General features: G+C 52.7%; 13 protein-coding genes and 3 pseudogenes. 10 read left to right on the forward strand and 6 right to left on the reverse strand.

Features of this window, described 5'->3' with window-relative positions:
• Positions 1 to 135 precede the first annotated feature (135 nt).
• Positions 136 to 705: a TetR/AcrR family transcriptional regulator gene (locus tag NL510_RS00810; protein ID WP_253380819.1), complete on the reverse strand. Its 570-nt coding sequence runs from the start codon at positions 703 to 705 to the stop codon at positions 136 to 138.
• A 253-nt stretch (positions 706 to 958) separates the two neighbouring features.
• Positions 959 to 1606, reverse strand: a complete 648-nt coding sequence (locus tag NL510_RS00815) for a TetR/AcrR family transcriptional regulator (protein ID WP_253380821.1) — start codon at positions 1604 to 1606, stop codon at positions 959 to 961.
• A 78-nt stretch (positions 1607 to 1684) separates the two neighbouring features.
• On the opposite strand from NL510_RS00815, the gene NL510_RS00820 reads away from it, so the two are divergent.
• The 3 genes and pseudogenes from NL510_RS00820 to NL510_RS00830 all read left to right on the forward strand — a co-directional run.
• The gene (locus tag NL510_RS00820) at positions 1685 to 3187 is read left to right on the forward strand and encodes an MDR family MFS transporter (RefSeq protein WP_436298786.1); all 1503 of its coding nucleotides are present in this window, start codon (positions 1685 to 1687) and stop codon (positions 3185 to 3187) included.
• Positions 3188 to 3262: 75 nt separating this feature from the next.
• Positions 3263 to 3593, forward strand: a pseudogene (locus NL510_RS00825) (MetQ/NlpA family ABC transporter substrate-binding protein); the annotation flags it as partial.
• Positions 3594 to 3719: 126 nt separating this feature from the next.
• Positions 3720 to 4473 (forward strand): annotated as a pseudogene (locus NL510_RS00830) (transposase); the annotation flags it as partial.
• A 577-nt stretch (positions 4474 to 5050) separates the two neighbouring features.
• Here the strand turns inward: NL510_RS00830 and NL510_RS00835 are convergent.
• The 3 genes from NL510_RS00835 to NL510_RS00845 all read right to left on the reverse strand — a co-directional run bounded on the left by NL510_RS00835 (position 5051) and on the right by NL510_RS00845 (position 7347).
• Complete coding sequence (locus NL510_RS00835) at positions 5051 to 6010, reverse strand: YbgA family protein (RefSeq protein WP_253380824.1); 960 nt, start codon at positions 6008 to 6010, stop codon at positions 5051 to 5053.
• A gap of 101 nt (positions 6011 to 6111) precedes the next feature.
• Positions 6112 to 6522 (reverse strand): hydroxyisourate hydrolase, encoded by a 411-nt coding sequence (gene uraH, locus NL510_RS00840; RefSeq protein ID WP_253380826.1) that lies wholly within the window; start codon positions 6520 to 6522, stop codon positions 6112 to 6114.
• A 99-nt stretch (positions 6523 to 6621) separates the two neighbouring features.
• Entirely contained in the window at positions 6622 to 7347 is a 726-nt protein-coding gene (locus NL510_RS00845) for a MerR family transcriptional regulator (protein WP_253380828.1), read from the reverse strand.
• Positions 7348 to 7464: 117 nt separating this feature from the next.
• Here NL510_RS00845 and NL510_RS00850 point away from each other — a divergent pair, with 117 nt between their 5' ends.
• On the forward strand, positions 7465 to 7989 hold the full coding sequence (locus NL510_RS00850) for a lipocalin family protein (RefSeq protein WP_253380830.1): 525 nt from the start codon (positions 7465 to 7467) through the stop codon (positions 7987 to 7989).
• Between the two features lie 183 nt (positions 7990 to 8172).
• Here NL510_RS00850 and NL510_RS00855 read toward each other — a convergent pair.
• A pseudogene (locus NL510_RS00855) lies at positions 8173 to 9134 on the reverse strand (IS630 family transposase); the annotation flags it as partial.
• Between the two features lie 128 nt (positions 9135 to 9262).
• Here NL510_RS00855 and NL510_RS00860 point away from each other — a divergent pair.
• The 6 genes from NL510_RS00860 (at position 9263) to NL510_RS00885 (ending at position 14708) form a co-directional block, all read left to right on the forward strand.
• Positions 9263 to 10576: an ATP-binding protein gene (locus NL510_RS00860; RefSeq protein WP_253380832.1), complete on the forward strand. Its 1314-nt coding sequence runs from the start codon at positions 9263 to 9265 to the stop codon at positions 10574 to 10576.
• Positions 10577 to 11506: 930 nt separating this feature from the next.
• Positions 11507 to 12385: an integrase domain-containing protein gene (locus tag NL510_RS00865; RefSeq protein ID WP_253380834.1), complete on the forward strand. Its 879-nt coding sequence runs from the start codon at positions 11507 to 11509 to the stop codon at positions 12383 to 12385.
• Positions 12366 to 12680 carry a helix-turn-helix transcriptional regulator gene (locus NL510_RS00870; protein ID WP_006687662.1) on the forward strand — a complete coding sequence of 105 codons (315 nt, stop codon included), beginning with the start codon at positions 12366 to 12368 and terminating at the stop codon, positions 12678 to 12680. Before NL510_RS00865 ends, NL510_RS00870 begins: the two co-directional genes overlap by 20 nt.
• Complete coding sequence (locus NL510_RS00875; protein WP_253380836.1) at positions 12677 to 13234, forward strand: primase-helicase zinc-binding domain-containing protein; 558 nt, start codon at positions 12677 to 12679, stop codon at positions 13232 to 13234. The genes NL510_RS00870 and NL510_RS00875 overlap by 4 nt, the downstream gene beginning before the upstream one ends.
• A gap of 113 nt (positions 13235 to 13347) precedes the next feature.
• A complete protein-coding gene (locus NL510_RS00880; RefSeq protein WP_253384694.1) occupies positions 13348 to 13650 on the forward strand; it encodes a primase/helicase family protein in 303 nt (100 codons plus the stop codon).
• 11 nt (positions 13651 to 13661) lie between these two features.
• Positions 13662 to 14708, forward strand: coding sequence for a helicase RepA family protein (locus NL510_RS00885; RefSeq protein WP_253380838.1), 1047 nt, complete (start codon positions 13662 to 13664; stop codon positions 14706 to 14708).
• Positions 14709 to 14828: the final 120 nt, after the last annotated feature.

A 14828-nucleotide genomic window follows, 5' to 3' on the forward strand; every position in this document is an offset into this window, starting at 1 on the left:
GGTGAACGACGCCTGCCCTGTTAATCGCTTAACAGGGAGGAGGGCTATTGAAAGGCACAGCGATACCGCATCTCTGGCGGCGCCAGAAATGCTGAAACGGAAAATTACGTAACGCGTTTAATTATTCACATACGACTACTTCGCAGTGAAAAGCATATTTAAAATATCCTGATAAATGGGCTGTAATTGTTCTGATGGTACTTTTAAGGGGGTTAATCGACGGTAAATCGTCCCCTCAATCATTACGGCGGTTATCTCCACGCAGCAGCGAATATGCTCATCGCTCAGGTGGGGAAACTGCTTTTTAAGATGTGCGTAAGCGTTGGCAAACATGCGGGATTCAGCTTCGTTCAGCATGGCCGCGACCTGCGGATTACGCGTAGCCTCTGCGGACATCTCAAGCATCAGCGCATCGTCATCTTCGTTGAGCGTCTGTCGCCAGGCGAGCGCCTGCGGCATTCCTTCCACCAGCGTTTTGCCCTGCATCTCCTTGATGCGTGAGTCGATGATACGACGGATCATCTCTTCGATAATTGCGTCTTTGTTATTGAAATAACGGTAAATTTGCCCGACGCTGAGCTGGGCCTCGCTGGCGATTTGCGCCATGCTGGCCGCGTGAAAACCGCTGGCGCGAAAGCAGCGGCGCGCGGCGGTGATTATCTCGTCCTGACGCAGTTTTTGTCGTTCTTCCAGCTTTGAGCTCATCGTCGGCTACCGTATAATGAGAATGATCGTTCTCATTATACGTTTTAGGCGCGTATTGGAAAGTGTTTTTTTATTTACTTATTGAATGAATATTTCCTGATTTAAACAATGGAGGAAATTAGGAATTTTTATGAAGGTTAAGCCTGGAGATATACAGAATGCGCTGAAAATAAGGAGAACACTATCGCTTGCCGTTATTCTGGCAGGATTATTCGCAGCAGGGCATGCCGCGACATACCCTGAGCAAAACGCATTAGTTGCCAATTCCATTGCCGATCACGGCCAGCACGTGGCGCACAATAATGTCCGGCGTGAGAGTGTTGAGCCTTTCGTCATTGCGCATGCGCGAGAACGGTACCAACACCAGGCTCAGCAGGGTGGAGAACAGCAGTTCGGGGGCCAGTGCAGGATTAAGTTTTCCGTTTTGCTGCCAGCCTTTGACGGTGGCGAGCATCGCCTGATATTTTTCGTCGCCAAACCGCGCCTGCAGATGGGTGCGCAGAACCGGCATTTCGCCAATCACCTCCTGCATCCACAGTGGCGCAAACCAGTGATACTCTTCGGCCAGTTCGGCCAGTACGTTGACCATTTCGCTAAGGGCGTTAACCGGGGATCCCGGGTTAGCGGTGAACAGGTTAACGATCCTGCTGCGTAACGGCAGGAAACGCTCCTCGATCATCGCGTCCAGCAGTTGCTCTCTGGAATTAAAGTAGTAATGCAGCATTGCAGGCGTAACGCCCGCCGCTTTGGCAATCGTGTTGAGCGAGGTATTGGCGATCCCCTGACGAGAAAAGAGGTTCAGGGCGATATCCAGCAGTTGTTCGCGGCTGGCGGTAGCGCGCTTACCGCCGCGTGGGCGCCCCGGGCGGCGCTGTTCAGAATTATCCTTTTGTGCTGACATGGCTATGCGGTCTCTTGATCTTATTCATCACTTCATTAAATATTAATTATCTAATTAATTAATTTCAAGTGATGACTTATGGAATCCGACGTTATGACTCGAACTGATAAAAAAGCACCGTCGATTAAGTTGCTGTTCAGCGCCCTGCTGCTGGTAATGCTGCTCTCGGCGCTGGATCAGACCATTGTCTCCACCGCGCTGCCCACCATTGTCGGCGAGCTGGGGGGACTGGATAAACTCTCCTGGGTGGTGACGGCGTATATTCTCAGTTCGACCATCGTGGTGCCGCTGTACGGCAAATTTGGCGATCTGTTTGGCCGTAAAATCGTGTTACAGATTGCCATTGTGCTCTTTCTGGTGGGGTCTGCGCTGTGCGGGCTGGCGCAAAACATGACCCAACTGGTGCTAATGCGCGCTCTGCAGGGGTTAGGCGGCGGTGGTTTGATGGTGATCAGCATGGCCGCGGTCGCGGACGTGATCCCGCCTGCGGACCGCGGTCGCTATCAGGGGCTGTTCGGCGGCGTGTTTGGTCTGGCGACGGTGATTGGGCCGCTAATGGGTGGGTTTATCGTTCAGCATGCCTCCTGGCGCTGGATTTTCTACATCAACCTGCCGCTGGGGCTGTTTGCCCTGCTGGTCATTGGCGCGGTATTTCAGGGCAGCGCCCGACGCAGCAAGCATGAGATTGACTATCTCGGGGCGATTTACCTCAGCATGGCGCTGCTGTGTATCATTCTGTTTACCACTGAAGGTGGAACCGTCCGCCAGTGGAGCGACCCGCAGCTGTGGTGCATTTTGGCTTTCGGCCTGACGGGGATCGCCGGGTTCATCTATGAAGAACGGCTGGCGTGGGAGCCGATAATCCCGCTGTCGCTGTTCCGCGACCGCAGCTTCCTGCTCTGTAGCTTGATTGGTTTTATCATCGGTATGTCGCTGTTTGGCTCGGTGACCTTTCTGCCGCTCTATCTGCAGGTGGTGAAAGAGGCCACGCCGACCCAGGCCGGGTTGCAGCTGATCCCGCTGATGGGTGGGCTGTTGCTGACCTCGATTATCAGTGGGCGCATCATTAGCCATACCGGAAAATATCGTCTGTTCCCTATTTTGGGCACCCTGCTTGGAGTGGTGGGGATGTTTTTACTGACGTACATCTCAATCGATTCACCCGCCTGGCAGCTGTATCTGTTCACCAGTGTACTGGGAATGGGGCTGGGTCTGGTTATGCAGGTCCTGGTGCTGGCGGTGCAAAACAGCGTGTCGGCGGATCAATACGGCGTGGCAACCTCGGGGATTACCCTGTTCCGTTCCATCGGCGGGGCAATTGGCGTCGCGCTGTTCGGTGCGGTGTTTACCTATGTTCTGCAATCCGGGCTGGTGGAAAGATTGCCTGAAGGGGCGGAACTGCCGCGCGCGCTGAACCCGACCGCTATTCATCATCTACCGGATGCCCTGAAGCTGAATTATCTCGCTGCATTCGGCTCGGCTATCCATGCCGTGTTCCTGCTGGCAACGGGCATAATGGTGCTGGCGTTCGTGCTGTCGTGGTTTTTACGTGAAGCGCCACTGCGCAAGAAACCTGAGTGAGGTCAGCGGCTGTGTTAATTATTGCGAGTCACTTTCTGAAATTGAAACGTCTCGCTTGTCACTGTTCCGGACGTTGGGCTGCTGCCGACGGCACTGGATATTAGCGCAAATCCGAAGAAACTGAAGATTTTGGAACTCGAAGGCGCGCAGTTGCCGCGCGTGCGGGATGACCCGGAAGTGGATGTTGCCATCATCAGCACCACTTACTCTGCAGCAAACCGGGCTTACACTAGTGCGCGATAGCGTTTTTATCGAAGACAAAAACTTGCCGTACGTCAACATCGTGGTGACGCGTGAAGACAATAAAGATGCGAAGAACGTGAAGGAATTTATTGAATCTTATCAGTCGTCTGAAGTGGCTAAAGCGGCGGAGACCATCTTTAACGGAGGGGCGGTGCTGGGCTGGTACGCGGTCTGGCAGGGCAGACGGGTTCAAAAAGTTGACCCGGTTTGCTGTGCGAATGCGGGTCTTCCCTTGTTGTGGTGGCTGAAGGCATGATAACGGTATGTTTAATCACCTGAGAGCACAGCCATGGATGAGAAATTTCTCTATGCCCACATCCTTAACTTGACTGCTCCGTGGCAGGTTAAATCCCTTTCCCTTGATGAAAGTACCGGTTCTGTTACCGTCATCGTAAATGGCGCCATCTCGATACCTGTCAGTTTTCAACGATAGTCGAAGCTGATGTTCCCCGCCTTATGTGTCCGGAGCATGGTCGTATGACGCTGCCAGTTCCGTGGGCCGGGCCAGGCAGTCGTTACACACTGTTGTTCGAATCCTTCGTGCTCTCGTGGCTGAAAATTAGCACCGTTGATGCTGTCAGAAAACAACTGAAGCTCAGCTGGAATGCCGTCGATAACATCATGCAGCGTGCGGTAAAGCAAGGACTGGCTCGTCGCCGATTACCTCAGTCTGCTCGTTACCTCTGTGTGGATGAGGTGAGTTTCAAAAAGGGCTATCAGCATGTCACCGTTATCTCAGATATGCAGGGACAAGCGCTTGAACTCAGGGATGATCGTGGTGTTGAGAGTCTTGCCGGTTATCTCCGAAACCTAGGTGACCGTCAGATTGAATCCATCAAAGCCCTGTCGATGGATATAAACCCAGCCTATATCAGCGCGACCCGGATCCACTTACCCAATGCGGTAGAAAAAATTGCCTCCGATCACTTCCATGTCGCGAAAATGCTCTGTGCCGTGGTGGATAAAACCCGGCAGTCAAAGATGAAAACCCTCCGTTGCAGGTCCGAAAAAGTGCACATCGCTCACGCTATCTGTGGCTGTACGGCAGCCATAAGCGTCATGGGGTTCTGAACGAGCCTTCATCACATTAAGCGGGAAGGCTCAGGTTAATCACTTTTCATGCATTAATAGCACAGGGCATAGGCCAGAGGCCCGCCGACTGCCGTCCATGCGCAAAGTTTAGCACACTCCGCAGGGGTATTACCCGGCTTCGACGTGCATGCAAAAGCGAATGCTGGCTGGGTGGCAGAAGACAGGAGCAAAATAGTTGCCATCAATAACGTTTTGCGTGATTTAAGAAGGGAGAACATAACGCTACCTCCATGATTAACGGTATTCAGTAAGTTGGGATATTGCCAATCGTAAATCAGCACCCAAGATACTTGTAGCACCATGGAGATTAGGTTTCACAAAAGATCGCAGATTGTTGTGGCTATGTTTACTCACCACTTTGTTATCTGTATTACCTGACACATAAATATTTTAGCCACCATGATCAGGGAGACCCGTGAATGCACAGTGTTTTTTGTGAAGAGCAAAAAAAAGACGACAGTGAGGGTGTCGTCTAAACGGGGTACAGCTTCGGGCCTCTTTCATTGCTGGGCCCTTCGCATACTTTCTTCAGGATACGGCCAGGCGCAAACCCAGATCGTCAGGGTAAGGGTCAAAATAGTTTTGCGTCATCAGGTACTGATCCGGGTATTCAGCCATATAGTGTTTGAGTAACGTCAGCGGTGCCAGAATGGGCAGCAGCCCGTCGCGGTAGTGTAAGATCACATCACGTAGCTCACCGCGCTGGCGACTGGTTAACTGCTTACGGAAATAGCCCTGCACATGCATCAACACGTTGGTGTGGTTTTTGCGTGAGGCGGGTTGTTTCAGGATGGTCATCAGTTTTTCACGGTAGGCGACGAAGAACGCCTCCAGATCCTCCCATTCGTGCAGCGATGCCACGAACGGTCCGATCTCACGGTAGCCCGCCTGGTGGTGGGCCAGCAGCTGCAGTTTGTAGCGGCTGTGAAAGTCCAGCAGCGCGCGGCGCGTCAGTCCATTGGCGCGCAGCGTATTGAGTTCATGAAGCGCAAATACGCGCTCGATAAAATTTTCCCGCAATACCGGGTCGTGCAGGCGCCCGTCTTCCTCCACGGGTAGCCACGGCCAGGATTCAAGGAGCGCGGCGGTGAACAGCCCGACACCCTCCTTGCGGCCCCGGTTACCGTTTTCATCATAAAGCCGCACGCGTTCCATGCCGCAGCTCGGGGATTTCGCGCACACAATAAACCCCGCCAGAGAACCGACTTTTGGCAAATATTCTGCTGTAAACGCGGCCATTTTCTGCGTGAGATCATCGTGCGGCGGCTTGCTATAGCGCAGCTGAGTTTCCCCCTCAACGGTGGGGATCAAACGTAAAGCCGGACGAGGCGTCGGCAGGCCGATAGCCATTTCAGGGCATACTGGCCTGAAGCTCACCCACTGGGCCAGTTCATCCATGACAAAACCCATACGCTTATGCCCGCCATCAAAGCGGACGGCGGAACCGGTCAAACATCCGCTAATACCCAATACCGGTTTTGTTGTCATGGTGTGTACCTCCAGAGTGCATACTTAAAAATTACACAGCATGCATTATTTGTCCAAGTATTGGCGGAGTTTTTTTTGTTATCCTTTAAAATTAACGTACATCAACTGCCTTTATACGTTGAATAACCGTACTGGCTAAGCAGCAGCGGAATGTGCAGCTTTTCGTTGGTGCGGGTTACGGTAAATAACACCGGGATCTCCGGGAAGAACGATTCCAGTTTCTTACCGTGGAAATAGTCAGCCGTTTTAAAGGTCACTTTGTAGACGCCTGGCTGCATATCCCGATCGGTGGGATACAGCGATTTAATGCGTCCGTCCTGGTCGGTTTTACCGCTGGCAAGCGGCATCCATTTATCCTGTTGCTGCTTTTCAAGGGTAACGGTGACCCCCGGCGGCGGCGTGCCGGTTTGCTGGTCGAGAATATGCACGCTGAGCGTGCCAGCAGGAGCGCTAAAGGCGGCAGGGGCAAAGGCCATAGTGGCCAGCATCAGCAGAGGGAGCGTTTTTTTCATTGTCTTTTCCTGTGGAGTTGTCAGTTACAGGAAAACGTTAGCATCTGCGGAGCGGGAAAATATTCAACTTTTCGTGACAACTCCCTCAGCAGAAAATAATCATAGGATAATCAGTTCAAGGGAAACCCGCTGCTGCCACTGCTCGACCTGTTTTTTGCGCGCGGCGGTGAGTCTACCGCTGGTGACCAAAAGCCATTTCCGATCGGGGAAAATTTCAGGCGCCAGGGCGGCAGGAGGGGTGGGGAGAATATCAATGCGGTGGCCCTGCCCGGTGCGCGTCAGGGCTTCGAGCCAGATCTCGCCCGGGTCGTTCAGATGCCAGCCGCAGAGCAGGACGTTATCGCCCGGCGCTTTTTTATCGCCCTCGAGGCAAAATGAGGTATAGGCGATGATGATGCCGTCAATGATTTCACGTAGGGTCAGGGAGGCGGGAACGTTGGCCGACATCTGGCTACGTAACGGGCGTAACACATTTGCCACCAATTCTGGCCGCGGGTATTCGCGTCCGGCGTCGTAAATCATCTGACGCAGGGCCTCGATTTTACCCTCCTGCAGGCGTTGCAGCATGGCCTGTTGCAGGGCGCTCCAGTTGTTGGTGTAACGAGGTGTGGGGCGCTCCAGCAGAGGTTTTACCTGGCCGATGGGGACGCCTTTTTTCACCCAGTCGAGGATTTTAAGCGCTTGCTGAACGTCCTCTTCGTTGTACTGCCGATGGCCGCCTTCCGTACGCTGCGGCTTGAGTAAACCATAGCGACGCTGCCACGCGCGCAGCGTGGTGGCAGTGATCCCGCTGAGTCTGGCGAATTCGCCGATGGAGTAAGCCATGTCCGTGTCCAGAGAGGAGGAATAATCTCAATATACTACGAATTTTTCACAAGGTGATGAAGCGCTACCGTGCTGCACTACACTTAACGTCTAACCGCGAAAATGAAAGGAATTCTCATGAAACTATGGCCTGTTGTGACCGGTATTGCCATTGCCCTGACTTTGGTTGCCTGTAAATCCCCCACGCCGCCACCTGGCGTGCAGCCCATTTCCGGCTTTGATGCCAGCCGCTATCTGGGCAAATGGTATGAAATCGCCCGCCTTGAAAACCGCTTTGAACGCGGGATGGAGCAGGTGACCGCGACGTACGGCGAGCGAAGCGACGGCGGCGTTAGCGTGCTTAACCGTGGTTATGACCCGGTGAAGAAAAAGTGGAACGAGAGCGAAGGTAAAGCGTACTTCACCGGTGAACCAACGACTGCTGCGCTGAAGGTGTCGTTCTTCGGGCCGTTTTACGGCGGTTATAACGTCATCAAGCTGGACGAGAATTACCAGTATGCGCTGGTGAGTGGCCCGAATCGCGACTACCTGTGGCTTTTGGCACGCACGCCAACCATCCCCGATGCGGTAAAACAGGATTACCTGAATACGGCGCGCAGCCTGGGCTTTAAGGTCGACCAGCTGGTGTGGGTGAAACAGTGAAGATTGTGCTTTCTTCGTAGTGTATTATTGGCGTGCCAGGACACTCTTACCTGGCAGCCTTTTTACGACAACGCACCGGAAAATAAGACTATATTCAGCGCCAGGTCTCCAGACGTTAGCGATCAGTGGCCGAAGAAGGATGATACAGTCCGGGAGATCGCCACGCTTGACCGGGCGCTGAAATCTGACCCAGCGCTGTGTTTCCCGACTTTTGTGGATAATGTCGTTTTCCACGATGAGCGTTATCGTTTTGCCCGTCGGTACGTCGCTTTAAGCCGCTTCAGCAGGCTGATGAACAACGCCGAACTTTTGCTGTTGCCGCCCACGTAGCTGACTTTGCCCGTTCCGCTGTGCAGCGCTCCGGCCAGATAGTATTTTTCGTTCTGCCCCGGCGTTACCACGCGTTTTTGTTGTTCGCGTACCTGCCAGTCCGTACCGATTTTGGGATTAAGGTGGATATCCACTTCATCTTCGTAAAATACCGGATGCTCTGCGCTGCATTCGTCCAGTGCTTTATGGATTGCCGCCATCTTTTCATCTTTATGCGGGTCGCGGATCCGCAGCGTTGGCGCGGCCCTTCGCCACATAAGCCCCGCAGACGGCAGCCAGCGGCGAACGGTTACGGCATGTAACTGACAGCCGGTTATCTCATTGATTTTTATTGCCAGAAGTTCTGTACTCCAGCGTGAACGTTGGTAACCAAAATCGCCGGGAGCATGTTTTACCAGCTCACGTAATAACGTGCAGATAGGCTCAAAAGGCCAGCGACGGGCACGTCCGGCAGGTAATGATTTCAGTCCTTCAACACCCGACAGTGTGAACCAGTTAATCCAGTGCCCGACAGAGGAACGGGCGCAGCAGAGTGTTCTGGCAACGTCGCTGACACGCTCGCCCCGGTGCAACATCAGCATAGCGGTCAGTCTGCGAGCATGGTTCTTGTCGCGCGCTTCTCTGGCTTCGGAGAGGGTGATTAGTGGATAAGAGCCGAAGGACATCAAGCGGGCTTTGTTATCAAAACGATAGCGAAAGCGCCAACCCTTGGTCCCGTTGGGTTCAATCAGCAGCGCCAGGCCCAAACCATCGCTTAGCGAATATGCTTTTTCTTTTGGCTGAGCCCGCTTTATCTCAAGATTTGTGAGTGCCATATGTATAGCCTTGTGTTAGCCACCAAATCCTATACAGATTCCTAAACATTTTTTAAGCGGATTTCAGAAACCGACTATGGTCACATATGGACGATAATTATTTTAACTTCTTGTTTTTGTAATTATAAATGGACGGGTATGGACTGCTATGGAAGGATTTTGGCGATGATGAGACTCATTCTATAATCGGTACGGATTTCAACCCCTCTCTCGCTAAGCACAAACAGCAGGAGCTGGAAAGCTGGCTGTTGCAGGGCCTGGAACCAAAGATTGATTTTACATTTCATGAATTCTTGTCACCTGAGAACGATGCTGTTGTCATTCTGGAGATAAATGCAAATTGCCATACCCCTGTGCGTTTTTCGGGAACAGAATTTATTCGTATTGGCTCTTATAAAAAACCGCTGGGTAAACATCCAGAAAAAGAGCGTGCCCTCTGGCGTGTCTTTGATCGGAAACCCTGGGAATACCGCGTAGCACGGGACAAGTGCTCTATTGATGAGGTGTTGCAGTTAATCGACTACCCATCGTTCTTCTCGCTCTTATCTCAACCGTTACCAGAAAACAAAGATTCTATAATGGATTACCTCGCAAAGGATTTTGTTGTTGAGAGAAATGATGCAGGGTCCTGGGATATTACCAATCTTGGTGCAATACTTTTTGCACGAGAATTAGATACCTTTAAAAATTTGTCCCGTAAAGCTATTCGTTTAATCCAGTACGATGCAAATAATCGTTTTAAAACGGTAAAGGAACTACAAGGCCATAAGGGTTATGCCGTCGGTTTTGAAGGCTTGATTGATTATATTAATAACCTTTTGCCATCAAATGAGGTGATTGGGAAGGCTTTTCGCAGCGAAGTAAGAATGTATCCGGAGCTGTCTATACGAGAAGTGGTTGCCAACTCGCTGATTCACCAGGATTTCAACATTGGCGGGACGGGGCCAATGCTTGAGTTGTTCGCCGACCGCATGGAAATTTCAAACCCTGGTATACCCTTAGTGGCGATTGATCGCCTTCTTGATTCTCCCCCGCGTAGCCGTAATGAAAGAATAGCCTCTCTCATGCGCAGGATGGGCATCTGTGAAGAACGAGGAAGCGGTATCGATAAAGTTGTTATTGAAACTGAGATTTATCAGCTTCCAGCCCCTCAGTTTGAAGTTTATCAGGAGCATACGAAAGTCACTTTGTTTGCTCATCGCGATTTTAAGGATATGGATAATGAGGAAAAAGTCAGAGCGACTTACCTTCATTGTGTATTGAAGTACCTTGAAAAGGTTCCGATGAACAACACCACGCTGCGGGAAAGATTTGGTGTTGATGAAAAAAACAGCGCAATGATTAGCCGTATCATCAAGGAAGCAATGAAAGAAGGTCGTATCAAACAATACGATTCATCAGTAGGAACCAAGGCAATGCGCTACATCCCATTCTGGGCGTAGTTGGGGATTTGCTTGATGGTTGCTTGATTCTGGCCCCTGGTTGTAAGCGTGATTTATATTTTCATTATTGAAAACAAAAAGATAGAACCTTTCCCGTTCTGCAATTTGCTTGATGGTTGCTTGATCCGAAGGTTTTTTCATCCTTCTCCAGCCGTCGATTTCTTATTTTGGTGATATCCAGGCATCAACAAACATTCCTGCCGATTATGGAAATGGTGTCATAATCACACCTCTGTTATTCACTGATTTTATTAATAAATAAATTCTTCAAATCCCAAATACAGTTTCCTGCATCTTTTTCTTTTCTCCTGATCTAGCCTGTTCGCAACACATGGCAGCGATGCTGCGCCCGAAAGCTTCCCGTTCCAGGATGAGCGATGATCTGAAAGAAGCGCTGATGGCGATCACTCCCGCAGGTCAATACTGAAGTAGCGTGGTCTGAAACTGACTGTCTGTCTTTGATACAGGCAACCACATCCTTTTATCGTTGAGCTGTTGCAGGCACAACGACCAGACAGAGGGCAGGCAGGAAATCAGGACGGCATTGCCGAAGGCTTTGCGTCCGGATTCCTGCCGGAGAGGTAAAACGCGGCGTCACTTTAATACGCGTAAGCGGGTGAAAGTGACGCCAGTGCGCAACACCGCTTCAGCCCAGTACCTGTCTGCAAAATCACTGCAACAATCCGACTGACACCTAAAGCGGCTGTCAGAATCTCAACCCAAAAACAGAGGAGAAAACCGCTTTACCGAACCGATACCGGAGGACAGGCTATCGTGCCTGTGGGGATTTACCTGCTCTGGCAGGCGGCTGCATTCGTGCATCACCGTACCCCGTCATACCTCATCCGCGCATCTTCCGGCGCACCGGTATCTTTCGACACAGCACGCTGTGACCAGACCGCGCGCCGGAGGACTGAGTGGAGAAATGCTATGCCGAGACTTACGCAACGCATGGAAAAACTCGCCCTGCTGGCTGGCGGCAGTTTTAAAACCATCCTTGACCGCATCCGCATTGCCGGACGTTTAAGCCAGCATCTGCACAGGCTGAATATCCAGATTAAGGATCTCCAGCATCTTAAATCATCGCATATCGAGAGTTATATCCAGGCGCGGCTGGATTCAGGTATCACGCCGCGCACGCTTCAGAACGAAATGGCGGCGCTGCGCACCATCCTTGCGCAGGCCGGGCGTGAAAAATTCGCGCATTCAGAACGTATCAGCAACAAAGCGCTTGGCCTGGGTAACGCCAGCCGGGCCGGAACTCACCGGGCGCTGACGCCGGATCGCTGGCAGGCTGCACTGGCTGATTTTCGCGGCAGGGATGAAGGTCTGGCGGTCACTCTGGAGCTGGCCCGCGCGATGGGGCTGCGCTCACAGGAAGCGGTGCAGTGCTGCCAGTCACTGAAAAGCTGTGCTGCTGCGCTTGATCGCGGTGACGAACGGCTACAGGTGGTGTTTGGCACCAAAGGCTCACGTCCCCGGAAGACACTGGCGCTGGAGCCAGAACGCTTACGGGAGATTCTGAGCCGGGCCATACCGCTGGCAGAGCAGCGCCACGGACGTCTTATAGATAAACCAGACCTGCGCAGCGCCATGAATTACTGGCGCTCAAGCGCCTCCCGTGCTGGGTTAACCGGGCCATATGCCCCTCACAGCCTACGCTATGCCTGGGCGCAGGAGGCGATGACAGCCTACCGGAAGCAGGGACTCAGCATGAAAGAAGCCTGGGCGATGGTCGCCATGGATCTCGGCCATGGTGATGGCCGTGGCCGCTATATCCAGCGGGTATATGGAGAACAGACAGAATGAAGCGTTAAGACAAAATCGTGTCATCAGCCTTATCCGGAGAAACATGATGAATAACAGCCAACGGTTTTTACGTTTACACCAGGTGAAAGAAAAAACTGGCTTTAAAAAATCCTGGATTTATCAGCAGATGCGCCTGAAGAAATTTCCGGCTGCCATTCGTATCGGCTCAACCCATGTCGCCTGGCTGGAAAGCGACATTGAAGAATGGATCAAACAGCAGGTCAGTAATAGCAGCCTGCCTGAAAAGAGTCGTGCGGCTGTCCATGACAGGAAAAAATACAGGAGGGCAAAATGAGCCGTTACGTTTCGGATATTACCGCCAGTGCCCGCCATCAGTGGCCGATGATATATGAGCAACTGGGTATCGTTGTGCCGCCTGCCCATCGTCACGGCCCCTGTCCCTGTTGCGGGGGAAAGGATCGCTTCAGGATGGATGACCTGGACGGGCGCGGGACATGGTTCTGTAACCAGTGCGGCGCAGGTGACGGACTGGATCTGGTAGCCCGGGTCTTCGGTTGTAACTTGGTCCGGGCGGCACGCAAAATATGGGAGCTGAGTCCGGAACCTCTGGTTCCGCCAGCCAGGGAAAAATGGCAGGCCGGAAACATGGATGCCCGGGTAAAAGCCCTGCTGCGTCACTGCCAGCCTGGCGAAGCGCCATACCTGGCAAAACGTGGCTGGCAGCGCCGCCAGTGGCTTCTGACAGAACACAGCAGCCGGACTATCGGCGGGTTTCACTTTGGTGCCGGAACGCTGGTACTGCCGCTAAGAGATACTGGCATGCGGCTAACGGGGGCCCAGTTCATTCATCCGGGAGGAAAAAATACCTGCTGCCCGGTAGCCTGCTGAAAGCATGTTTTTGCCCGGTTCACCAGGCGACCGATAACGGTTTTCCCGAGCCCTGGAAGCCGGACCTCACACCGCCGGAAGGTCTCATCATTACGGAAGGGTATGCCACGGCACTGGCTGTCTCCTGTCTTCACCCTTTCCCTGTTGTCGCGGCAATGTCAGCAAATAACCTGAAAAATGTTGCGGTGGCCTGCCGGGCACAGTGGCCGGGTTGTTGCTTTATCCTGGCTGGCGATAATGATTTCCGTAGCCAGAATAATACCGGGCTATTGAATGCGCAGGCTGCGGCCATTGCCGTAAATGGCAGGCTGGCGATGCCTCCCGGTAATGAAATGAGCGACTGGGATGAATTTTACCGACACCACGGTAAAGCTGCCTCGCGTAATGCTTTTGCCCGGGAACTCTTCAATAATTAAAGGCTATAGTGATGTCCGAACTCACCCACGCACTAACCACCTCCCTTCCGCTGCGCAGAGGCTCGGAAGGGTTTAACATCAGTCAGGCCTATCTGGTGAAAGGACTGATCCCCGCCGGGGCGCTGTGCAGCATTTATGGCCCAGGAGGCTCGTTTAAGTCCTTTCTGGCTGTTTCACTGGCATGTCATGCTGCCAGCGGAAAACCATGGAGTGGCAGACGTGTCAGTCAGGGCGCAGTGCTGTTTATTGCCGGAGAAGGAGGAACCGGCGTGTCACGTCGTATCCGCGCCTGGGAACTTTGCGTAAATGATGAGATGGCGCTCGATAATCTGTTTCGTGTTGACTGCCCGGTATTTCCGGCCACCCCCGGGAGCGTTCAGCAAGTCATCCTCGCGGCGCAGGATATTTTGCAACTGACAGGGATGCCGGTCAGGCTGATTATCCTGGATACACTGGCCCGTTGTTTTGGCAGTTCAGACGAGAATACCGCGCGGGATATGGGGGGGTTTATTCAGGGCTGCGATGCCATTCGTTACCATACGCATTCCACCATGCTGATTGTTCATCATTCAGGCAAGGATCAGGACCGTGGTGCTCGTGGCTCCAGTGCCTTTCAGGCGGCACTGGACGCAGAGTTCAATGTTCGTCGTGAAGGTCGCCGCAACGCCATCACCCTGAGCTGTACCAAAATGAAAGACGCTGAAATGCCGGAAGTTACCGCCTACGACCTTAGTGAAGCGGAAATCTGTATTGATGATGATGGTGAGCCAGTGACATCTCTGGTGCTGAATGATGTGCCCCGGCGACCGGACGACGATGACAGTCCCGCCACATCCGGTGTGCCCTATATGACGCATAACCATGCCGCTCTCTGGAAATGTATAAATCAGCGTATCAGTCGGAACCAGTCCTGTACGCGGGCACTGCTGCGCGACGACCTGCGTGCCAGGGGTATGAACGTGGATAAGAAATTTTCCCGCTGGCTTGAAAAGCTGCTGCGAGAACAATTGATTGTTCTCGATGGTGAAGAGATCCGACTGGCTGATGTGGGGGAATAATGGGGGGATGCCTGAACAGTGGGGGAAATATGCCGGAAAGTCACGTTGTCCCCCACTATTTTCGTATTTAGCCGGGAAAGATGGGGGATTTCATCCAATACCGCGTCACCACTGGTTTTT

Source organism: unidentified bacterial endosymbiont, from assembly GCF_918797525.1.
Taxonomy (GTDB): Bacteria; Pseudomonadota; Gammaproteobacteria; order Enterobacterales; family Enterobacteriaceae; genus Enterobacter.